The sequence below is a fragment of the Lysinibacillus contaminans genome (assembly GCF_001278945.1).
Lineage (GTDB): Bacteria > Bacillota > Bacilli > Bacillales_A > Planococcaceae > Lysinibacillus > Lysinibacillus contaminans.
Genome location: NZ_LGRV01000003.1, coordinates 1741339 through 1762415, shown reverse-complemented (window position 1 = coordinate 1762415; position 21077 = coordinate 1741339). Strand labels below are relative to the sequence as shown.

22 protein-coding genes and 1 pseudogene are annotated in these 21077 nt (G+C 35.4%); 13 read left to right on the top strand and 10 right to left on the bottom strand.

From position 1 onward, the window contains the following. Window positions 1-270: 270 nt before the first annotated feature. Window positions 271-531: a hypothetical protein gene (locus AEA09_RS10820; protein ID WP_053583845.1), complete on the top strand. Its 261-nt coding sequence runs from the start codon at window positions 271-273 to the stop codon at window positions 529-531. Window positions 532-758: 227 nt separating this feature from the next. Continuing rightward, entirely contained in the window at window positions 759-1025 is a 267-nt protein-coding gene (locus AEA09_RS10815; RefSeq protein ID WP_053583844.1) for a hypothetical protein, read from the top strand. Window positions 1026-1104: 79 nt separating this feature from the next. Here AEA09_RS10815 and AEA09_RS10810 read toward each other — a convergent pair whose 3' ends face one another. Continuing rightward, complete coding sequence (locus AEA09_RS10810) at window positions 1105-1836, bottom strand: polysaccharide deacetylase family protein (RefSeq protein WP_082332631.1); 732 nt, start codon at window positions 1834-1836, stop codon at window positions 1105-1107. Window positions 1837-2302: 466 nt separating this feature from the next. Here AEA09_RS10810 and AEA09_RS10805 point away from each other — a divergent pair, with 466 nt between their 5' ends. The 4 genes from AEA09_RS10805 (at window position 2303) to AEA09_RS10790 (ending at window position 5102) form a co-directional block, all read left to right on the top strand. After that, on the top strand, window positions 2303-2770 hold the full coding sequence (locus AEA09_RS10805; protein WP_053583843.1) for a DinB family protein: 468 nt from the start codon (window positions 2303-2305) through the stop codon (window positions 2768-2770). Window positions 2771-2917: 147 nt separating this feature from the next. Continuing rightward, the gene (locus tag AEA09_RS10800) at window positions 2918-3472 is read left to right on the top strand and encodes a hypothetical protein (RefSeq protein ID WP_053583842.1); all 555 of its coding nucleotides are present in this window, start codon (window positions 2918-2920) and stop codon (window positions 3470-3472) included. Between the two features lie 67 nt (window positions 3473-3539). Then, the gene (locus tag AEA09_RS10795; protein WP_053583841.1) at window positions 3540-3947 is read left to right on the top strand and encodes a hypothetical protein; all 408 of its coding nucleotides are present in this window, start codon (window positions 3540-3542) and stop codon (window positions 3945-3947) included. Window positions 3948-3995: 48 nt separating this feature from the next. Then, the gene (locus AEA09_RS10790; RefSeq protein ID WP_053583840.1) at window positions 3996-5102 is read left to right on the top strand and encodes a DUF1835 domain-containing protein; all 1107 of its coding nucleotides are present in this window, start codon (window positions 3996-3998) and stop codon (window positions 5100-5102) included. A gap of 44 nt (window positions 5103-5146) precedes the next feature. Here AEA09_RS10790 and AEA09_RS20640 read toward each other — a convergent pair whose 3' ends face one another. The 3 genes from AEA09_RS20640 to AEA09_RS10775 form a co-directional block, all read right to left on the bottom strand. Further along, window positions 5147-5389 carry a hypothetical protein gene (locus AEA09_RS20640; RefSeq protein WP_053583839.1) on the bottom strand — a complete coding sequence of 81 codons (243 nt, stop codon included), beginning with the start codon at window positions 5387-5389 and terminating at the stop codon, window positions 5147-5149. A 256-nt stretch (window positions 5390-5645) separates the two neighbouring features. Then, on the bottom strand, window positions 5646-6179 hold the full coding sequence (locus tag AEA09_RS10780; protein WP_053583838.1) for a PadR family transcriptional regulator: 534 nt from the start codon (window positions 6177-6179) through the stop codon (window positions 5646-5648). A gap of 55 nt (window positions 6180-6234) precedes the next feature. Then, on the bottom strand, window positions 6235-7368 hold the full coding sequence (locus AEA09_RS10775) for a YhgE/Pip domain-containing protein (protein WP_245622867.1): 1134 nt from the start codon (window positions 7366-7368) through the stop codon (window positions 6235-6237). A 668-nt stretch (window positions 7369-8036) separates the two neighbouring features. Between AEA09_RS10775 and AEA09_RS19965 the strand changes: the two genes are divergently transcribed. Together AEA09_RS19965 and AEA09_RS10765 are read left to right on the top strand one after the other, a co-directional pair. Next, a complete protein-coding gene (locus AEA09_RS19965; protein ID WP_156312147.1) occupies window positions 8037-9038 on the top strand; it encodes a DUF6241 domain-containing protein in 1002 nt (333 codons plus the stop codon). Window positions 9039-9444: 406 nt separating this feature from the next. Beyond that, entirely contained in the window at window positions 9445-10578 is a 1134-nt protein-coding gene (locus AEA09_RS10765; RefSeq protein WP_053583835.1) for a YhfM domain-containing protein, read from the top strand. A 242-nt stretch (window positions 10579-10820) separates the two neighbouring features. Here AEA09_RS10765 and AEA09_RS20325 read toward each other — a convergent pair. Next, window positions 10821-10972 (bottom strand): annotated as a pseudogene (locus tag AEA09_RS20325) (IS110 family transposase); the annotation flags it as partial. A gap of 24 nt (window positions 10973-10996) precedes the next feature. Continuing rightward, window positions 10997-11470, bottom strand: coding sequence for a MarR family winged helix-turn-helix transcriptional regulator (locus tag AEA09_RS10760; protein WP_053583834.1), 474 nt, complete (start codon window positions 11468-11470; stop codon window positions 10997-10999). Between the two features lie 151 nt (window positions 11471-11621). Between AEA09_RS10760 and AEA09_RS10755 the strand changes: the two genes are divergently transcribed. The 4 genes from AEA09_RS10755 (at window position 11622) to AEA09_RS10740 (ending at window position 15551) form a co-directional block, all read left to right on the top strand. Further along, window positions 11622-12206 carry a DUF3238 domain-containing protein gene (locus tag AEA09_RS10755; RefSeq protein ID WP_053583833.1) on the top strand — a complete coding sequence of 195 codons (585 nt, stop codon included), beginning with the start codon at window positions 11622-11624 and terminating at the stop codon, window positions 12204-12206. A gap of 141 nt (window positions 12207-12347) precedes the next feature. After that, a complete protein-coding gene (locus tag AEA09_RS10750; protein ID WP_053583832.1) occupies window positions 12348-12932 on the top strand; it encodes a DUF3238 domain-containing protein in 585 nt (194 codons plus the stop codon). A gap of 57 nt (window positions 12933-12989) precedes the next feature. Continuing rightward, window positions 12990-13616 (top strand): FMN-dependent NADH-azoreductase, encoded by a 627-nt coding sequence (locus AEA09_RS10745; protein ID WP_053583831.1) that lies wholly within the window; start codon window positions 12990-12992, stop codon window positions 13614-13616. Window positions 13617-14030: 414 nt separating this feature from the next. Continuing rightward, window positions 14031-15551, top strand: coding sequence for a class I adenylate-forming enzyme family protein (locus AEA09_RS10740; protein WP_053583830.1), 1521 nt, complete (start codon window positions 14031-14033; stop codon window positions 15549-15551). 378 nt (window positions 15552-15929) lie between these two features. Here the strand turns inward: AEA09_RS10740 and AEA09_RS10735 are convergent, their stop codons facing one another. Then, entirely contained in the window at window positions 15930-17168 is a 1239-nt protein-coding gene (locus AEA09_RS10735) for an IS110 family RNA-guided transposase (RefSeq protein ID WP_053582568.1), read from the bottom strand. Window positions 17169-17490: 322 nt separating this feature from the next. On the opposite strand from AEA09_RS10735, the gene AEA09_RS10730 reads away from it, so the two are divergent. Further along, entirely contained in the window at window positions 17491-17901 is a 411-nt protein-coding gene (locus AEA09_RS10730) for a hypothetical protein (RefSeq protein WP_053583829.1), read from the top strand. Between the two features lie 309 nt (window positions 17902-18210). Here the strand turns inward: AEA09_RS10730 and AEA09_RS10725 are convergent, their stop codons facing one another. The 3 genes from AEA09_RS10725 to AEA09_RS10715 form a co-directional block, all read right to left on the bottom strand. Beyond that, complete coding sequence (locus tag AEA09_RS10725) at window positions 18211-19152, bottom strand: MFS transporter (RefSeq protein WP_281176720.1); 942 nt, start codon at window positions 19150-19152, stop codon at window positions 18211-18213. Beyond that, window positions 19149-19493, bottom strand: a complete 345-nt coding sequence (locus AEA09_RS20490; protein WP_053583827.1) for an MFS transporter — start codon at window positions 19491-19493, stop codon at window positions 19149-19151. The genes AEA09_RS10725 and AEA09_RS20490 overlap by 4 nt, the downstream gene beginning before the upstream one ends. Before the next feature lie 96 nt (window positions 19494-19589). Continuing rightward, window positions 19590-20732, bottom strand: coding sequence for a winged helix-turn-helix domain-containing protein (locus tag AEA09_RS10715; RefSeq protein WP_053583826.1), 1143 nt, complete (start codon window positions 20730-20732; stop codon window positions 19590-19592). Between the last annotated feature and the right edge of the window lie 345 nt (window positions 20733-21077).

The following is a 21077-nucleotide window of genomic DNA, read 5'->3' as shown; positions in this document are numbered from 1 at the left end:
TCTACTTTGAAAGTTATAAATTCTAAATTTTCTAACTATAATATAGCATATTTAGTCATATTTCTTACTTTTTTTTTGAACTATTGTGACTGAGAATACAATTTTTTTCGAAATTTTGATCCGCTTTGGTGAGGAGTAGGCATGCCATCTAACGTTGAGGTAGACATATTTTTAAACTTCTCCATTCCATCTCTCATTTTTCTCTATTAAATTCATAAAATGAAACTTAGATAATTAATTTTTTACTTTGATGGTAGGGAGGATTTACTATTGGATGACAATAAAATAAAAACAACCTCTGATTCACTAGATATTCAAATTGCTAAACTTGCATATATTGGAGCCTCCATCTCTGCACTTGGAGGGGGCATCCAACTGATTGCTGCTGGCCTTGCCATAGATGTGCTAGAGAATTCAAATAAGCAAAGTTCTCAAAGTCAGCATGAGCAATCCAAACAATCAGAAAACATGCAAAAGCAAATAGATAATATCATAAAAGAATTAAAACAAGTGAAAAGGATGATGAGATAAATTTTAGTGGTAATAGGTTTGAAAAGCTAAATATTCCTTAAGTGAATAGCACAATAGGTATTATCCAATTCAAAAGCTGTAGCGTATAAAAACGCTGTGGCTTTTTTATTTGGTCCTAATCACAAACTAAATAATTTAAATTGTTTAATCCTCTCACTTTTCTCTAAAAAAACACATATGATGCAGGTAAGTCAATTTACTTATTACTTTGACAGGAGGATGTAATAATGAATGACAATAAAAGAAATTCAAAACAAACCTCAGATTCACAAGATATTCAAATCGCCAGACTAGCATTTATCGGAGCTACTATTTCTACATTAGGTGATGGTATACAAGCTGTTGCTGCAGGTCTTGCACTAGAAGCTTTAGAAAAATCAAGTAATCAAAGTTCTCAAAGTTCGAATGAACAATCAAAACAGTCAGAAAGCATGCAAAAGCAGATAGACTATATCATAAATGAATTAAAACAAATCAAAAGGATGATGAAATAAAACGCGTTTCTCTAAGCTTGAAAAATCCCTAATCGAAAAATACAAGATATATTATTCGATTGGGAAGCTTCATCTTCTTTTATTTTTTATTTGCTTTTTGCACTTCAAGGAGCTCGGAAATAGTGACAAATTTATATCCCTTCTTTTCGAGCTGTGGTAGGATTTTTTCCAGGGCCTTAATGGTTTGTTCGCGATTTCCACCGCCATCATGAAAAAGAACTATATTTCCTTCCTTTGCACCTTTTAACACAGTATCTACAATTTTATTAGCACCTGGATTTTTCCAATCCATTGTATCTTGATGCCACGACCACATAACGACTTTATATCCTTCTTTTACAATTGCCTCGATCATCCCATCCGTGTATTGCCCTTCTACAGGTCTGAATAAAACGGGAGAATACCCACTAATACCATAAATTGTTTCATGGGTTTGTTTTATTTCCTTCAGTAAATTTGGAACATTAGTTCTTAATGGATGTGTATATGTGTGAATGGCTAATTCGTGACCCTCTTCATACATTCGTAAAACAACTTCGGGATTCTTTTCTGCATTTTCGCCCACGACAAAGAAAGTTGCTTTGGCATTATATTTGGCAAATAAATCTAAAATCTCAGGCGTGTATTTTTTATGAGGGCCATCATCAAACGTCAAAGCAATAATTTTTTCGTTTGTGTCAATCTCCCAAACAATCTGTCCTGCTTCTTCGTAATACTTTCTTCCTTTATCTGCAGAAGTAGTCAATGTAACATAAAATATTGAGATAAAAATAACACATACTGACAACATCAGAAGATGAATACGTTTCAAATTTTCACTCCCCACACACAATTTATTTATATCTTATTGTTTGTGGTTCTAACTAAAAAATGCATTGAATTTGTCATAAATAAAAATTGGCTTTTTTTCTAGTCTCTCAAAATATACAGTATGTCTCAGTCGTTAAATAAAACGATTATTTAATCCAATTGTTTTTTGCGCTGCTAGTTCAGTTGTCTAAGTTTTGTTATGAAGTAATGCAAAATAGATTGGTTGTGTTTTTTCATATTGCTGATTGGCTCATAATAAAAGAGAGCGTTTTTACTGTCTCTTATTAAACTACAGTATCTCGTTACTTTAAGTACATTCCTTAACAAGCTAATATATAAAATTGCTTAATCTGAGCAGAATAATAAAATCGTTTATTTTTTAAAGGCGATAATCTCCCTTTACATTTTGTGACAGAAGCTAATAGTATGATTTATAATTAAGCTATTACAAAAAGGGGAGTGAGTTTATGTATCGCAAAGTAGAAGATTTTTTAACAGATTGGCAAGTGTCTGCAAAGGGGACTACAAAGGCTATTCAAGCAATTTCAAATGATTCGATGGATGTAGCAATTGTAGAAGGACACAATACACTGGGATGGCTTGCTTCGCACTTGGTTGAGGTCGCGATTGATTTCGGTCAATCAGCAGGATTAACTATGCCAGCCTACATACAACAGTATACAAATATTGAAGAAACAGTTGAAGCTTATCAAAAAGTAGCAGTAGCCTATAGTGAACAGGTAGCAACATATACAGATGAGCAACTTTTAGAAGATGTTCCTGCATTTGGTGGCCAAATGCCACGTGGTAAATTATTACGAATTTTAATTAATCATCAAACCCATCATCTTGGGCAAATGACTGTATTATTACGACAATCAGGTTTAAAAGTCCCGCCGGTTATGGGGCCGACAAAAGAGATGCAAACGAAGTAAAAGAAAGCCCTAAGCGAATACTAGCTTAGGGCTTTTCAAATTCGTAGATAGGTAAAATAAAAGGAACTAGTTGGATCTGAAAACTCATTAATCTAAGGTGTTATATGGTTATAGTGTTAAATAAATGGTCAGAGGGAAGTGATAAAGGTGAGGAAAAGGATGGAAAAAAGGCTCGTATACTTATATTCAGGCGAATTAACTTCGGTAATCATGTTTATATTTATGAGTTATGCACTTAATCGTGGATACCCGAATCTCCAGTTATATTCACTTACTTCTTTTTGGGCATCATTTCTTCTATTAGAGATACTTTTATTACAAGGGTCTGTCTACTGGTATTCGAAATTGAAGAGATTAAGAATTGAACATACGTCGGTAACGCCCACTAGGGTTGTTCAACAATTTAAGAGCTTGAGGAAATTGAATCTAGGATTAATTATTGCTCCAATTATGATGTTTATTATTGACTTCATTAAATGGTATCCTGCATTGCCTTTAGCTGGATTAATATTTGTTGGATGTATTTATATATTTGCAATTTTGGAGTATATCAACTATTTCCATGTCCAACTTTCATATGATAATAGCTCTGATTTAAAATATTTACTGAAAACAAAAAAGCTAAAGCAAGCCTGTATCAGTAGAGATTTTGAACGGATTTCAAAAGTGGAAAAACTGAATAATGTGAAACTAACTGAGTAATCTTACTTATGCAAAAAGGAACTTCCAAAGTATACTACCGTTATATTGGAAAAAGGAGGGGGTTTTTATGCAGTTTTCAGAAATCATTGTTATTGGCGTAATCTGGGGAGGGTTAATGTTCTACTTCTTAACGCCATTCAAAAGCAAGTCTATTCAAAGAAACAAGGGTAATTCGTTTAGAGATGACTTTTTGGCAAGTTTACTTGGTGGGATGAAGCACAAAAAGTTCATTCTTGCCCTTGTTATGCTGATCGTTACATTGGTTTGTGTTTGGCTAGGATATTCACAACTTAAATGGCATAACGATAATCATGGTGGCGGCGAAATGACCTTTAATCCAACAATAAAAGCAATTTATTACATGGTAGGCATCACGATATATACGGGGATATTGTATTTGTTATCGGCGTTCAAAATAGCTAAAGCAAGCTCATTACATTCAGTACTCGGGAAGAGATATCAGCGTTCAGAGTGATAATTCAGCACTCGCTATAAAAATATTGAAAATACGGAGTTGATTATTATGAAATTTAAAGCAAATTTTCCATTCATTTATTTTTCGATGGAGCCAAGTATAGTTTTGGTTTATGAAATTGAAGTGCAAAATTATTTAAGTGTATCGAATTTGAGTGAAAGTGATAAATGGGAGACGTTTGAATTGAATCCAGGTGAAGATTTTGAAACGTTTCATCATAAAGAAAGTAAACCACGTGAAGGAAGAAGTTACTGGTTTAGACAAGAGGATATGAACAAAATGGTAGAAGTTATCAATCATCACATTCAACAATATCGTCATTCTCAAACTGCCTCTCAACACCAAGGAGCAACAAGTGCGGTTCATATCGTTTCTTCCGAGTCGGCAGCGGGTTCAGTAAGAGCAGCACTTGCCCCGCCTAAACAGGTGATTGGATTTCCAGACACTTTTTCAATTGGACCATTATGGAAACTGGATGAAAAAATAGGTCAAGCATCCCGCAATGAATGGTTAGTTGAAAATATCAACGACGAGCAGGATGATTATGAATATCAAAATAAATTTGCAAACACATTGCGTGAGATAGAGGATATCTCAGGTGAAGTGCCGATTTACATTTGGTATGGGGATAATGTCGATGAACAAGTAGGCCTTCGTTTTTTCCTATACGTATTGCGTAATAAAGAAAATGACATCTTTTTGGTAAACACTACTGAACTTAGCACTTCGAAAAATGAAGAGCAGCCTATTTTCCATACAAGTCAGATGGAGTCGAAGGATTTAAGATTAGTATTTAACAATGGTTCTAAACCATTAACAGATCAAGAGCGTCTAATTTTTCAGAAGGAATGGGAAACATTGTCGAAAACGGAAGAAGTTCTACGTCTATGGGTGAATGAGGAAATAATAGGAGTTCCAGAAAATCACTATGATACACACATTATCCGTACCGTAGAAAAGTTACATAATGAGCAAATAACCAAAGATTTTATAAAGACTGGAACAGTACTTGGGGAACTAGTAACACAAATGGATGAGATCATTAATATTTGGTTTTTAGAATATAGGGTGAGGCATTTAGTATATAGTGGGGTACTTGAGTTGAAAGGAATACCAAAATCAATGAGGCATTATAGTATCAAACTATTTGAGTGAAGAATGACAAGACACATTCTGCATTTTGGTTAAAATGAAAGTTCTCACACAACCTCAGCGCCAAGTCGCTCAACCTTGGTGCCAAGTCGCTCAACCTTGGTGCCAAGTCGCTCAACCTCGGTGCCAAGTCGCTCAACCTCGGTGCCAAGTCGCTCAACCTCGGCGCCAAGTCGCTCAACCTCAGCGCCAAGTCGCTCAACCTCGGTGCCAAGTCGCTCAACCTCGGCCCCAAGTCGCTCAACCTCATCGTCAAGTCGCTCAACCTCGACCTCAAGTCGCTCAACCACGATGTCAAGTCGCTCAACCTCGGCGCCAAGTCGCTCAACCTCATCGTAAAGTAGCTAATCTGTACACGGAAATGGCCGATAGTTTTCCTCTTGGTAGGTATTTGAAGTGAATTTATGCATTATTATGACATTAGTTATTTTTCCGAGTGACTGAATTTACATATACATATATCCATTCCGATAGAAATAGCAAAAAAGGACAACCATCAGTTCGCGCAAACTGAGAGTTGTCCTTTTTTATTGGAAATAATGTGGTTTAATCTTCTTGCTCTCTGAGGTAGAGTAACAAATTTTCCATCCAGTGAATGTCCTTTTCTAGATAATCCAATATATGATTTGAAATCAATTCAATCGATTTCTTTTTATTTTCTGGGATTAAATGGGCATTACTGATGACCGAATCGTTAGATCTTTTCTTTAACTTCTGAATACATTCTTCAACTAAATAACTAAGCTTTTGTTTGTCTACTACATCTGAAAATAATAAAGATGTGTAGAGAGCAGGTACGCTCGTAAAGTTTTGAAATTCGGCATAAATATCTTCTATCAGTTTATCTCGACCTGCAGCTGTAATACCATAGAGGGTTTTATTCGGGCGATTGTCGCTGTGTACGACCTCTTTTTTTTCAATATATCCTTTTTTACATAGCACATCAAATTGGTAATAAAGCGAACCTTCACTCGCTTTTTCAATTTTGTTATTGAGGACCTCTACAATTTTCTTCTTAACATCGTACGGGCTATGTTCCCCTTCAGTTAAGGCACCGAGAATAAATATTTGGATAGACATTTAGATTTTACCCCTCTCATCAAACAACTTTCATAAAATGACTATATCGTCTATTTTACATGATTTGAGCTGGCTTTGTTACTGGTTTGTAGTGTCTATACTGGTGGATCATCGCATTAATAGCGAGTGCCCCAAGAGCAACGAGCACGAGACCCACTGCATATGAACCTGTAGTCCCACCACCAAAGAATAAATTATAGTCTAGGTGAACCGAATAGAACATAGGTGAAATATGGCTAACGAACTTAAAGACACCAGGCATCATTTCGTATGGGATTGTTGCACCGTTGGCAATCGTTTGTGTAAGAAGCAAAGGAATATTTAGCAACATACCACTTGGGCCAAGTAATAAGCAGGCAATCGTTGTAAATTGAATGGATGCGAATATTTGCAGTGCGTGTACCATCCAAACGCCCAAGAATGTTTCGATTCCATAACCTTGTACAATAAAGTAAATCGACACACCAACAAGTGGTGCAACTATTGCAATGACGATATTCGTTAGCTGTAATGAGAAGAATGCTCTCCATTTACCTACAGATTGGCGTACTTCATTTAATGCTGTTACGCTCATCATTGAATAAATCATTGCCCCAACATACATAGCCATCGTTAGGAACATTGGTGCCATTTGATTATGCATCCCGAGTGGCTGCTTGTTTGTTTTTTCTACATCGACTGAAATTTTCTCCATGATTCCTGTTACCATTTGAGTAGCTTGTTCAGCTGGTACATTCATCGCAGTAAACGCCCCGACAAAGCTTTGCGTCTGTACCTGAGTTGTAATTTGTGCGCCGACTTCAGCTGCAATTGACTGCATCGAGCTTGCCACAAGTGTTGGATTGGATTCGTTTATAAAGAATTCAAGATTTCCTTGTTTCCCATCTTCTTTTATATTTTCCGAAAAATCTGCTGGGATATGAACGACTAAATGAATGTCACGGTTTTCTAAATCAGTTTGTGCTTCACTAAGCGTTAGATTTTTTTTGACGTTAAATGGAAGACCTTGTTCTAATTGTTGAACGAACGAGTCACCCATGACTGTATCTTCATTGACGATCGCAACTGTTAATTCTGTTACATTTTTAGGCACTGCACTATAACCGTACATAAAAATGCCTATCATGACAATCTGGTAAAACACAAGCATGAAAATTCCGCCTGTTATCGTTTTATTTTTTAAAAACATTTTCAAAACAAATTCCACCTTAATTAAATTTAACTACTTTAATTAAAGTACTTTATTTGAAATAATAAGTCAAAGAAACGTACTTTTAAGTGAAGAATTAGTTTTTAACAATCTTTGTATATGGATTTACTGGTAAAATAAGTATGTTTTTAGCAAGTTAAATGCACTTTTCTACTATTTCACCATTACTATTAAAAGTGATTTCCGCTACTGGATGCTCGCTTTCCGTCTAGGGTCTCGGCTGCTTGCATACCAACAGGGAGTTTTGCTCTACAACGAAAGCGAAGCGGCAGGAGTACTCGAGCACCCTCCGCTACAATCAACAAAAAAATGTAGGTACTTATGTTAGTAGTGAATATAAAAATAACCATTTTTTCAGTAAGTAACAATCTACTATTTTCATAATCAACACACCTGTTATTTTATATTAATTCAAGGCTGTTTTCTTAAAGTTTGTTGCTAAATAAAACATTGAAAGACAACAAATTATATGAACAGAGCTAAAAGGGAGTTGTTCTCCTTTATATTCGGTACGACAAGGATTGTTACCGCCTGATTCCGTTGTTATGTGACCTATAGTGTATGAGAGTGAATAAAACTTTTGTTGTTTACACAATGGAGCATATATGATAATTTGGTGTAAATTGTTAATATGGGCGGTGGGAAAAATGAAGTGGACTTATGTTATAGGTGTAGTTGTTTTAACGGCGTTGTTGAGTATAGGTGGTACGTTTTTGATTATGGAAAAGAAATACGGAAAAGAAGTTTCTAAAGTTGCGGAGAATGAAAAAGAAAAGCTTGTATCAGAGGGTACAGACTTATCTTGGGTAGATGCTATTCAGGCCAAGATGATTGACGAATGGAAAAGTGGAGATAGAACGTTTGATGAGAATCTAGTACAAGAAGTGATGCAAAAGATGATACACCAAAAGATCGTTCCTGATATAAAAGAAGGTTCAATTTGGGCAACACCAGAAAGAATCGACATTTTGATACAAATAGTAGAAGAAAATAATGATTATGAATTCGAGCACGATGAAACATATTTAGAGATACTAAAACGTTGGGAAAAAGGTGATTTTTCAACAGTTGATGATGACTATAATACTTTGAAGCGTATTCAAGGGGAAAAAATTTATTTTGTAACGGCAGGCATTGCTTCGGATGAAAAAGAAGAAACTAAAGTCAACAACCCGAAGTTGTGGAAGGACATTTCAACTCCTGAAGGTTTCAACAATTATGGAATCGAACCAACCTTGGAAGCTTGGATTGCCTATCACGCCGAAGATATAGTCAAAACAACCGACGTGAACGAATATTATACAAAGGCAAGCCAATTCGCTTCGGAAATGAAATATTTTCGGATTCAAGGCGGCGACCTTCAAAAGGACATTGATAACTTGCACGGGGTTCGAGCTTGGATGGGACATCTTGAGTATGTTTTATCGAGACAGGACACGCTAGAATCTGATAGAACAAGGTTTAACGACGACTTAAAACAGACTTTCAAGTATTTCACTGAATTACTTCACGATCTCGACATTGTAATAAATTACGATGGGAAGGGCGAAACATTCGGAATCACACGACAATTAGATGGGAACAAGGTTAAAGAATTGGAATCGTACATCTATGGGAATGGTAATCCCTATCAAAATAACGAGTATTGAGGTCACTTCTAAGGGAATGTCATTCATCTCTCTCAGGTATGACTAAGATACTCGCCCTTTATCGCAGTAATCCCACAACTTAATCCAACGATACGCGCCTTCTGGCAAACGGAATGTACATATCTCTAATGGCCGAATAACCTCTTTATCAGATTTGCAGCCGTTCTCGTATGTAGCCGGATGAATCGAAAATGCCCCTAACGCCTCCTGAAAATGCATTATATTCAACCAGAATCAGTATTTTTAAGAGAGCAACAATCTATACGAAAACAGCCTAATTCAATGAGTCAAAAGGGAGAGAGATTTCGGTTATTTTACAATCCTCTGAGAACATCGTACATACACGATTAAAGCGCGCGAAGGAGCAAATAGGTAAGGAATTCGTTGGAGGAGAGGGGGGATTTGTATGAAGAAGCAATTGGAGAAAGAACTTGAGCAACGAGAACCGTATAACCGTGAGCTTAAGGAGCAGATATTAAAAAGTAAGAGAAAGCCGAATCCTTGGAAATGTCGAGCCGTTTTACTCAGCTTTGTGTTAATTCTTACTTGCATCGGTGTATTTGCCCTTACAGAGGACTCGCCCCAAAACGTTGCCTTGGACTCGACGACTGAAGTTGAGTCATTTATGACACAAACAGATGATGGGTATTTGTACGGTAACTCGCTAATGAAAATTACGAAAAATGGGGAGCAAATTGTAACGGAACTACAAATGATTGCCGATTATTATTTAACTGATGGCACGTACGTTCAAACAAAATTGACATCAGGTTATTATAATGTGGTGGGTAATGAGGTAATCGATGATGTACAGAAAATCGTTGTACGAAATGAGCCCTTAACCGTTGTCACTGCAGATGAAATGGCCGGTCAGATTGTGAAAAATAGCGAAGTAAAGGTGAAGAAGCAAATTGCTAAGGTATTTGACAAGTCAGATAAAAAGAAGGATTTGCGTTTTTTAGACGGTGCAATAATCCGAGATGAGGAACGAAGTTTTAAAGCAGCGGATAAATTAGCATTTCAAAGGATATTTGGGCAAGTAGAGTGGCAAGTTGGCGTAAAGAAGGAACAACTAACAGAACCAGATGCTCAGATGACATTATTAATCGACTATGATGAAAATCAACCAGAATATTTATTGAATTATTATTTTTGGCTAGAAAATGGCAAGGTTGAGGTTATAGGAGATGATGGTTATGGAGAGCTTACGGGGGAGAATGAGGAAGTCCTGAAGGCGTACTTACTAACTGATAAAAAAGAAACAACTGATTTATCAAAAGGGAAGCCAAGCCCATTCCTGACAATCACGAACCCTGATGAACTGGCACTGTTGAAAGAACTATTTAAGGATGCTGTGAAGCTCATTGGAATCGCGAACATAGTAGATCCACAATACCGCATCCAATTGGAAAACGACCTCTATTTCTTATGGTTCAATGAAGATGATACAGCAGCGATTATGAATGCTAATGAAACGCATACAATTTACACAATTTCATCTGCAGAAAAAATCAAAGAAATTATTGACCAGGTCAATTAAAAGAAGGTTCTAATGGTACAAATGTTTTACTAGCTTAGTACTATCATGAAAGATTGAAAACACGATGGGTGTTTTCTAAAAGATTGTTCCTATTCAACTAATCAGCTAATAGAATGTTATACTAAAATGCACAACACAAGAAACCTTCCTCATTCAGTGCGGAAGGTTTTTTGTGTTGTTTGAAAATGCTGTTGCTAAATAGTTTCTTGGAACGTTTTTTTTGTTTTTAATAGTGCATAAATTCAGTGTGAAAGCTTATTAACACAAGTTATAATGGCTACTTTATACGACTATCTCGAATCGAACAGCGAACGGCTGTGTAAAGCATGTGACGAATCCTAGTTGAGCCACGTTTGGAAATGTGATTTGTTGTGCTTTTAAAGTGTTCAGATTCAAATTCACTTTATAAGATCTATTGTTACCAAATGGGTTTGAACATCGATGGTAATTTTCCTTCATTTGTTTCATAAACTAATTTTTTTAAATCTTCTTTGAGCATGTGCAGTCGTTCAGCACCTATGTTTTCAATCAAGCGTTGTTCCATCTCAGTTAGGATCTCCTCCTTTGCTTTCACTACTAACCAACCTCGTTCAGTCAAAACAATAATTTTTCCTCTTTTATCAGTGGGGTGAGCTTGTTTCATCACATAACCACTTTTCTCAAGATAATCCACCATTTTACTTACAGCTTGCTTTGTAATTCCTAAGTATTCAGCTATTTCTATACCTGTTGCTCCATTTGGAGTCATGCATTTAAACATAAAACCATGGACAGGTCTAATATCTCCAAATCCCAATTCACTCAATCTGACATGTAGTTCATTAATTGATGCACTAAAGGATAATGATAAAAGTGATGTAAGATCTAATTCATTAAATACACTATGATTCATACATAAAGCCTCCTTAAATAAGGTCAACTTGGTTGACTTTATTCGAATGTTATTCTACTATACGAAATATAGTCAATCAAGTTGACTATATTTTGAGTTTGAAAGAAATCGGCTTCACCGTAACAAATTTAATAAATTTTGGAGGTTTCACATGGTTAACATCGTCAAAATTAGAGGTAGCGTATTTGCACCGTATGCTTGGTTGGAACCTATTAAAGATCCTACAACAGGAAAGCTTTTTGAATATACAGGTGATGCACGAGAATTTACACCATATGCTGTAAACACAATGCGCTCAAGATTAGAGCAAGAAGTGATTATTGATTTTTATAAAAAGGAAATTTTCACATTTGAAAGTGCTTGTATCGTAACTGTAAAAGTTACAAATCCAGATGGTTCTATTGATTATAAAAAAGGGAAAACAAGTACGGAAAATATAGTATGTACCAATGTTGTGTGGGGCACAGATGAAGTTACTTTTGAAATGAGTGCAAGTGCAAACAATCCTTTAAATGCAGCAGCACCTGCGGCTGATTATTTGTTAACTATACATGTTAACAAGAGTGGTGTTGCACAAATCAAAGGTACACATGATGGGTTCCCATGCTATGAATTTTATAAACAAACAGATTTTGGTCCATTTGAATTAATATATACACATGATTTCAGAAAAACTAATGACACTCCAGCAGCACTAGCTGGGGAAATGGAATACAGTTTTAAAACGACAATCTAGATATATATACTAAGTAGCAGTTTACAAGCAGAAAATATTAAAAGTAAAGCTTTATTTATACAAAAGAAATTGCAATCTGTTTTGCTAAATGGATCAATATGATTATCCAAGAAAATATTGAAAATTATAGAGGTGTATCTCATGAATACTATCGTTAAATTTAGAGCAAGTGCATTTATTCCAATGGCATGGACTGAACCGAAGAAAGATACTCAAACAGGAAACATAATCGAATTCGAAGGTGACTCACGTGAATTTACACCATTTGCTGTCAACACTATGCGTTCTAGAATTGAACAAGAAGTCGTTGTAGATTTTTATAAAAAAGAAATTTTCACATATGCGAATACCGGCATAACAACAGAAAGAATCACAACTCCAGATGGGTCTGTTACTAAAAGAACAGGACAAGCTAGTACGGAACGGATTTTGTGTACAGATATTGTATGGGGAGAGGATGACGTCACGTTCCAAATGAGTGCTAGTGCGAGCAACCCACTAAACGTATATGCACCTCCCGCTGATTATCTATTAACTGTACATGTCAAAAAAGATGGTACTGGCGATATTCACGGTACACATGACGGATTCCCTTGTTATGAAATTTATAAGCAAGTAAATTTTGGTCCGTTTGAAGAAATTCATACACATGATTTTAGAAAAACCGGTGATACACCTGCAGCCATGGATGGTGATATGGAGTATAGTTTTAAAAAGAAATTGTAAACATAATAAGAAATCAAAATAACACAACATAAGAGTTAACAACAGGAGGAAAAAAGAATGACAACAGTTTTATTTGTAAAAGCAAACAATCGTCCAGCAGAACAATCAGTGAGTGTGAAACTATATGATGCTTTTTTAGCGAGCTATAAAGAATCACATCCAACTGATAAAATAGTAGAGTTGGATTTGTATAATGAAGAATTGCCTTATGTAGGCGTAGATATGATTAACGGTACATTTAAAGCTAGTAGAGAACTTGATTTAACAGAAGAGGAAGCAAAAGCAGTAGCTGTTGCTGATAAATATCTAGATCAATTCCTTGCAGCTGATAAAGTTGTTTTTGGTTTCCCATTATGGAATTTAACAATCCCAGCTGTCCTACACACATATATTGATTACTTAAATCGTGCGGGCAAAACATTTAAATATACGCCAGAGGGTCCAGTAGGTCTTCTAGGAAATAAGAAAATTGCATTACTAAATGCAAGTGGCGGTGTATATTCTACGGGACCAGCATCTGAAATGGAAATGGCCGTTAAATATGTAGCAAATATGATGGGCTTTTTCGGTATAAAAGATATTGAGAAAGTAGTGATTGAAGGTCACAACCAATTCCCAGATAAAGCAGAAGAAATTATTGCTGCAGGGCTTGAAAAAGCTATTAAGTTAGCAAGTACGTTCTAATTAGCAAAACACTTGTCACTCAATAGAGCAGTACCATCAAAGTTATAGTGGTGGTACTGCTCAGAGTGTCGACAAAAAGGCATCGAGAAGATTATTCTTGATGCCTTTTTATTAATTTTCCCCTCAGAAACTGCTTGCTCTAGTACATAATTTATTTCATTTCGATAGTTAACTTTTGCATAAGTTTTCAAATCATTAAGAACATTGCTTGTATGCTTTATTTCATTAAAGAAAATCCCTCTTTAATAGCAATGGTTAAAATTGTTTAATTAACACATATGAAATCACTCAGAGGAATTTAGATGATGAATTGCTTTTTCAGGAAAAATCTAAATATTTCTACATAGTGTTTACTATTCTCTATTTTATGTGTTAATTTTAATTTGTTGGTATTTTTTACTAGGAGGGGTACGGATGTTAAAAGATAACACTGTTAGTATAACAAGTCGCTCGAATTTGGTTACGGATATTTTGAAAAATCATGCAGTGCAGACACCACAAGCAACGGCACTTGTTTTTGAAGGTATTGAAACAAGCTATGATTCCTTGTATACAAATGTCCAAAAAATTGCAGGGTACTTTCAGCAAAAAGGCTATAAAAAAGGTGATGTCATCGGTTTAATGTTATTAAATTCCGATCTTTTTATGACCGTATATTATGGTGTGCAATTAGCTGGCCTTACTATTCTACCGATTAATACAAAACTAGCACCTCCTGAGTTAGATTATATTTTTAATCATTCAGAAATTAAAGGTTTGATCTATGATGAAAGATTAAGTGAAACGATTGAGCAAATTGATTATGATTTTGAATTGAAATTGAATCGTCAACAGGTTCGAGAAATCATCGATGGACCAAATACGTTTACGCCTATAGAAATTGATTCACAAGATACAGCTTCTATCTTATATACATCAGGAACGACAGGACGGCCTAAGGGAGTTATGTTATCACATGCCAATATTGTAAATGCAGTAGAAATTTGGAGTGAAGCCCTTCAATATCGACCTACAGATCGCGTGTATATCTCCATTCCTTTATTCCATTGTGCAGGTTTACATGTCATTGGTGTCGGGACAATGTGTGGTGGTGCAGCGCTTGTAATTGACGAAGCGTTCTCTCCAGATCGAACATTACAGAACATCACTAAAGAAAGAGTTACAATCTTTACAGGTGTGCCAACAATGTACTCTATCCTTTTAGGGAAAAAGGATATGGCTAATTACCAATTCGAGCATGTGAGAAAGTTTGCGTATGGCTCAGCGCCGATGCCACATGAAGTTATTAAACAATTAAAAGAATCATTTCCAAACATTGAAATTCAAAACCTTTATGGTCAGACAGAAAGTACCCCAGGAGGCACTTCATTAACGGATGATGCAGCTTTAGAACGGGTAGGTTCAGTCGGTAAAGCGTTAGCACGGACACAGATAAAAATAGTAGATATTGAGGGTCAAGAATTACCTTCAAATCAAGTTGGGGAAATTTGTATTAAAGGGCCTCAAATTATGAAGGGTTATTTGAAGAATGAAGAAGAAACGAAAAAAGTAATCATAGATGGCTGGCTATATACGGGGGATTTAGGGCGTTTAGATGACGATGGTTATTTATATATCGTCGATCGAAAAAAGGATATGATTATTCGTGGTGGCGAAAATATTTATCCAATAGAGGTGGAAAATGTACTATATCAAATCCCTCAAGTGTTAGATGCAGCAGTTATTGGTATACCGCATGAAGTATATGGAGAAGTCCCGAAAGCTATTATTGCACTTGTAGATGAGGGGTCAATCACAGAACAAGAAGTGATCGATTTTGCGAAAACTAAATTAGCCAAATATAAGGTGCCTCATATTGTAGAAATCGTAAAAGACTTACCCCGAAATCCGTCTGGGAAAGTATTAAAGCACGTACTACGAGAACAACAAGTGTAATTATTATAGTTTTATAAAAAAGATTGATCATTTATAATAAAGTTTGATTAAAAATCCTATATTGATATTATCTTAGGGTCATAATGCTTTAGTATATGAAAATAAAAGGATTGGAGATATTATACACATCAAATATGTACAGTCCTTTTTGGCTTTGAAAGAAAGTTCTATCATTAATAAAAAAGTATGATTTTTTATAATAAGGTCGGATCAAAAATCTAGTATTGCAAATTTTTTTGTACCACAAAACCAGCTAATAGTTGTCAAGATTTTTCAATAAAAAAATTAAAACCTACATGATATACTAAAAAAGGGTATACCAAATAAGCCTTCCTATAAAATTGGAAGGTTTTATTTAATGTAATTAGTTATTTCTTTTTAATCTGTATTTTGGAAGGTCATCTTCCTTTTAAGTAGGGCATAAATCCAATGTAAAAGCTTATTAGCACAAGCAATTATTGCTACTCTAAAAGGTTTTCCTTCTTCGCGTTTTTTATCGTAGAACTCTCTTAATTTCTTATTTCTAGGGATTATTTCATCACTTGTTTTTTGCTTACGTGCATCTCTTATACCGCATTGTACAGCCATAAACAACGCTTGTCTTAACCTGCTAGAACCTCTTTTGGTTATGCGATTTATTGAAGCAGTAAACCTACCAGAAGAGTAAACGCTAGGATCTATCCCAGCGAATGCTACTAGCTTTTTAGGATGATTAAACCGCTCTATCTCTCCTATTTCGGAGATGATTGTTGCCGCAATCTTTTCTCCAACTCCAGGGATAGACTGGATTATTTCATATTCTTCAATTTCTTTAGCGAGGGCATCTATTTCTGCTGCTAACTTTGATAGATGCTCTTGATATTGAAGAACAATGTTAATAAACATTCTTAGGTTAAAGATATGGCTTTGGTATAAGTTGTTTTGAAATGGATTACGTAATGCAGCTTCTCTCAATTTAATTGCTTTTTCTTTTGCCCATTTTTCTGAACGGGTTGTACATAATTCCGCAATTTTATTAGTAAGATCTAATTCGTTAACACTTAAAACCTCTTTGGAGGTTGGGAAGATTGATAGAATCTGTAACGAGATTTTTGAGTAGAGATTCCCAAAGACACCTCTATATTCAGGAAATACCTGATCTAATATTGATTGTAGCTGTAACTTTGTTTGTGCAGCCGTACTTGATACGGTTTCTTGTTGTCTAGTGAGATTACGAAGATTTAAGAGTTGTATGCCTCTTTTTTTATATGGTTCTAACTCTTCCTTGTAATATAGTTCACATAGATGATAGGCATCAATGGCATCGGTCTTTACTTTGCGTAAATTTGTACTTCTAGCACGATGAGAGATAAGTGGGTTTACAATAATATAGACGTATTGTTGCTCCTCCAAAAATTGAATGATAGGCATATGATATTGACCTGTAGATTCTAAAATAACCGAAGGTTGCTTACCATCAGCCACTTTCTCTATATCCCTTAGAAATCCTAATAAACCATCCAAACCATCAAGAGTATGTTTAATACTAAAGCTCTTACGATATGGTTTGCCTTTATCTAAAAAGGCTTGAACCTGACTTTCTCCTTTTGAAACATCCAGACCTACGACTGGATTCATAATCAAATCTCCTCCTTAAGAAAACTAAATTCGTCGGTAACCCCTAAAGCTGCTTGTAATGTCATAGGTTCGCTTGTTAAACGGGATCCTTGTCCCAACCAGCTCGAAACATGTTTATACAAGTAGGGGGTGAACAGTTTTGCGGACGGGATCAAGTCCCACGGGCCAGACGTTCTACCCCGACTACCGTTATAATAAGACCTAAAAGAAAAAGGTCAACCAGAAAAATCTGGCTAACCTCATATTACGATCGGGCCATTTAACAGAACAAATAGGTAACTTAATTAACCTTTATCCGTCTAACAATCCAAGGAGGGATAACGTGAAAGTGTCAAGATTATTTTTTGGTTTGGTTATTTTCGTTTTATTAACTGCTGTTGGATGTTCTAATTCATCGGATAAAGGTAAAGTAGAGATTTATACACCTGAAAATCCTAATGCGGAAGAGATTTTAAAATTAGATCCTGAAGCCGATATATTTCAGTTCAATGGAGTGATTTATCAGACTGGAATTGATTGGGTTGAAGAAACAACATTAACAAAAGACGAGCAGGTAGGAGAAATAAAAACAAAAAACGATACTGATACAAACTTTGAAGACGAAATGTCGAACAAATTGCCTGTTGGTGCAAAAGTCTTTTCGGTTAAAGAAAAAGAAGAAATTGGAGGACCAATTTTACTCGTAGAATCAGAAGATAAACTTTATAAATACTATGGGCTTGTTGAGGGTTAATCAATTTTCATATATCCGCAAAACGGGCGCGATTCTGTAACAAGAATCAGCGCTCGTTTTCATTATAGGGTCATATTATTGAATAACATTCTTTTATGAAAGGTTACCTTTCAATAATTAAATACCTCCTAAAACCACGCTTAATAGGAGCCAGATCTGTATAATTAACTAACCGTGTTCATACACTCCAAACATTGTGAAGCTGTCGCTTGGTTGAAGTTAGTTTAAAAAGTAAAATAGTTGATTGTCTGAATTGTGTTTGTATCCGGTACAGGTCATTTTCAATATTATTGAAAACATTCCCACACTTCAACACGATTCATTTCCCTCTTTAACTTTAACTTTAACTTTAACTTCAATTTGTACTTTTGCAGATTTGTTTTGCTTCCAGATGAGATTTTGCAGGAATATACCAGCCATACCAATAATGGATAGTGCCAGACCGATTGTTTTAAAGGCGGTTAGTACCCCTAATTGTGTTATTAATAGTCCGCCGAGAAGCGGTCCGGCAATAAAAAGGATACTCATTAAGGAATCTATTATACCGGTAACCCTTCCTATAGCTTCCTTGGGTGGTTCAGTTTGAATAATGTAATTTACGGCAGTAAAAGTTAACCCATTTCCAATCCCGCCAATAATAGAAAGAAAGATTGCAAGTACTATGAAATTGTAGTCCGATAGGAATCCAAAACCTACAGTCATGACACCGATTAGAAGGCTCCCGGTACCGAAAAACCAACCAAATTTTGAGATTTTTTTAAGTTTGTTTAGAAGTATGACCACAAAGAGCGATCCGATGCCAATAGCTGAAATAGCCCAACCGGTAAACCCAGGTTTGTTAGGGAACACTTCACTGAACAAAGTTACAATCTGTGCGTCGATCATTTGTATTGTGAGGACACTGAATATCCCAAATATGATACTTGCCAAAAGAGTTTTGCTATTTAAAACAATCTGCCAACCTTCCTTCCAAGAACTTAGAAACCCTGATTGTGTAGCTTCTATTTCTACACTTGTTTCGATTTCTTGTACCTTGATTCGTGTAAGGAGTATTCCAGAAATCATGAAAGCTATAGCATTTAATGAAATGGAAACATTTGGAGAAAATATTCCTGCCACTGAACCTCCCATTAGCGGGCCAATCACTTTAACCAATTGAAACAGACTTCCATTAATAGTAATTGCTTGCATGATGTTTTTTTCATCAACAATATTTCTCATCAATCCCTGCTGTGCAGGAAGGCTTATCACTCCCGCAGTGTTTCGTAAAAACAGGATTGGCAAAGCAAGCAGGGTGTAGGTGTAAAGACAAGCAATAAAGTTGACACTGCACGAAACCAGTTAGAATAGATAAGGATTTTTCGCTTATTTCTTCGGTCTGCAAATACGCCTGCAAATTGTCCTAAAAGTATACTAGGAATGGCATACATGATAGGGATTAGAGCAATCAGCATCGGGTCAGCCTTCCATGTATACCTGAATAAGATAAGTACCCCAACAAAATCAAACCAGTTTCCTAAGTTGGCTAAAGTATTAGCAGAAAAGAATTTAATAAAATTGCCATTGCGCCATATTGATATTTCTTTATTCATAAATAATCCTCCCACGTTAGTGTCTCTAATAATGAGCATAACGAGTAATTATCAGAGGACTATCAGAGGAAACGGAAATAAAAAAATTTGGAGCAATTATTTTAAGTGATATTTTAACTGAAGTTCGATTTTGCTATGTAATTCATTTAATTTGTACTCTTGTAGATGCTTTTTCTTTAATTCTAGATAGTAAGTTTGTAGTCTTCCATGCAATCCAAACTCGTCTAAGTAAAACAGAATCATATTTATATTCATTAACACCCCAGGTATGAATTTAGCCTTCTGGAGTAGCTGAAATCCTTCATCAAAATGATCTTCAGCTTTAGATTCATTATTTTTAAGAAGGCAATAAATACCTTTAACAATTGAAAAATTCGCATTTTCTCTTAGATAAGGATAATTTACGAGGTATTTTTTCGTTTCTTCCATCCTTACCTCTATCTCTTGAAGGTCCTTTTGAAGTAAGGCAAGATATAGTTCTGAAAGGAAGATCAACGGTATGAATCCTTCGATGTTTTTTTCATCAATCTCTTTTTTAGATTGATGAAGAAGGGTAGCTGCTTCATCGAGCTGTTTTGTGTAAATTAATAATGATAGGCGACTTAACAATTTCATTTCTAATCGTTGATATTCAGGTATTTCTTCGGCAGATAAAGCACACGTAAAGTAATCAAGGCATTTCATCTTATCTAATTCAATAAATGAATAGATGTGTAATAAATAAAAGCATTTTTCCCAAAATGTGATTTCCTGTGCCTCAAGGAACCAGCTGAAATCTCCTTTCATGAAGTGGAGATAAAGGAGGTTAGGCAAATCGATGTGGAAGCCGAATACATTCTGATTTTCTTCTAAAAGCTTTAGGGCATCGCCCTGTCCGTAGAGATGATATTTGTGAAAAAGGCTTTTAACTTGTGTGGATACCTCGTTGTCCTTTAATAATGGACTTTCATGTACCTCTTTCATTGACAGAAGGTATCCTTGACCTCTGATTGTTTCAATTTCAACCACGGATGAAAGGTATTCAATTTTTTTTCTAACTCTATAAATATGGTCATCTACAGTTCTATCGACTGGATCTTCCATTGACCAAACAGCGTCCAAGAGTTCTTCCCTTGAAAAAATTCGGGAGGGATTTTGATATAAAAATTTAAATAATCGATATTCCCTCGGTAAAAAAATTATTTCTTCGGAACGGTATGTTACTTTAAAACCCGTGTTGGAAAACTTGATCTTCTCCATTCTTTCACCTCAACAAAATGGGATAATTTTTTATAGTTCATTTTAACAGATAGTTAATTGGTGCCTCTTTCTCATTAAATATACCTTAAAAGAACGGTGTCGTTAAACGTAAGGGTAGACGACCTTTTTACTTTAAAAATATACGAGTCTGGTACAGCTGGATTAAACTATCAAGATGGAGATTCCTTTGGATTGTATTTAATCCCTCATGATACAGAGGTAACTATAGATATTTTAGAAAATCCTATTATAGGAGTTATACACTCTAATCTTATTATGCATAAATGGGGGAGAAAATAAGGTACTGATTAAGTAACTGTACTAAATTGTCAGGTATTCAACAAA

Bases quoted from the DNA above. Each gene is read 5' to 3' on its own strand.
- AEA09_RS10815 (WP_053583844.1), top strand. From the start codon at position 759: ATGAATGACAATAAAAGAAATTCAAAACAAACCTCAGATTCACAAGAT.
- AEA09_RS10805 (WP_053583843.1), top strand. From the start codon at position 2,303: ATGTATCGCAAAGTAGAAGATTTTTTAACAGATTGGCAAGTGTCTGCA.
- AEA09_RS10795 (WP_053583841.1), top strand. From the start codon at position 3,540: ATGCAGTTTTCAGAAATCATTGTTATTGGCGTAATCTGGGGAGGGTTA.
- AEA09_RS10790 (WP_053583840.1), top strand. From the start codon at position 3,996: ATGAAATTTAAAGCAAATTTTCCATTCATTTATTTTTCGATGGAGCCA.
- AEA09_RS10780 (WP_053583838.1), bottom strand. From the start codon at position 6,179: ATGTCTATCCAAATATTTATTCTCGGTGCCTTAACTGAAGGGGAACAT.
- AEA09_RS10775 (WP_245622867.1), bottom strand. From the start codon at position 7,368: ATGTTTTTAAAAAATAAAACGATAACAGGCGGAATTTTCATGCTTGTG.
- AEA09_RS19965 (WP_156312147.1), top strand. From the start codon at position 8,037: ATGAAGTGGACTTATGTTATAGGTGTAGTTGTTTTAACGGCGTTGTTG.
- AEA09_RS10765 (WP_053583835.1), top strand. From the start codon at position 9,445: ATGAAGAAGCAATTGGAGAAAGAACTTGAGCAACGAGAACCGTATAAC.
- AEA09_RS10760 (WP_053583834.1), bottom strand. From the start codon at position 11,470: ATGAATCATAGTGTATTTAATGAATTAGATCTTACATCACTTTTATCA.
- AEA09_RS10755 (WP_053583833.1), top strand. From the start codon at position 11,622: ATGGTTAACATCGTCAAAATTAGAGGTAGCGTATTTGCACCGTATGCT.
- AEA09_RS10750 (WP_053583832.1), top strand. From the start codon at position 12,348: ATGAATACTATCGTTAAATTTAGAGCAAGTGCATTTATTCCAATGGCA.
- AEA09_RS10745 (WP_053583831.1), top strand. From the start codon at position 12,990: ATGACAACAGTTTTATTTGTAAAAGCAAACAATCGTCCAGCAGAACAA.
- AEA09_RS10740 (WP_053583830.1), top strand. From the start codon at position 14,031: ATGTTAAAAGATAACACTGTTAGTATAACAAGTCGCTCGAATTTGGTT.
- AEA09_RS10735 (WP_053582568.1), bottom strand. From the start codon at position 17,168: ATGAATCCAGTCGTAGGTCTGGATGTTTCAAAAGGAGAAAGTCAGGTT.
- AEA09_RS20490 (WP_053583827.1), bottom strand. From the start codon at position 19,493: ATGAATAAAGAAATATCAATATGGCGCAATGGCAATTTTATTAAATTC.
- AEA09_RS10715 (WP_053583826.1), bottom strand. From the start codon at position 20,732: ATGGAGAAGATCAAGTTTTCCAACACGGGTTTTAAAGTAACATACCGT.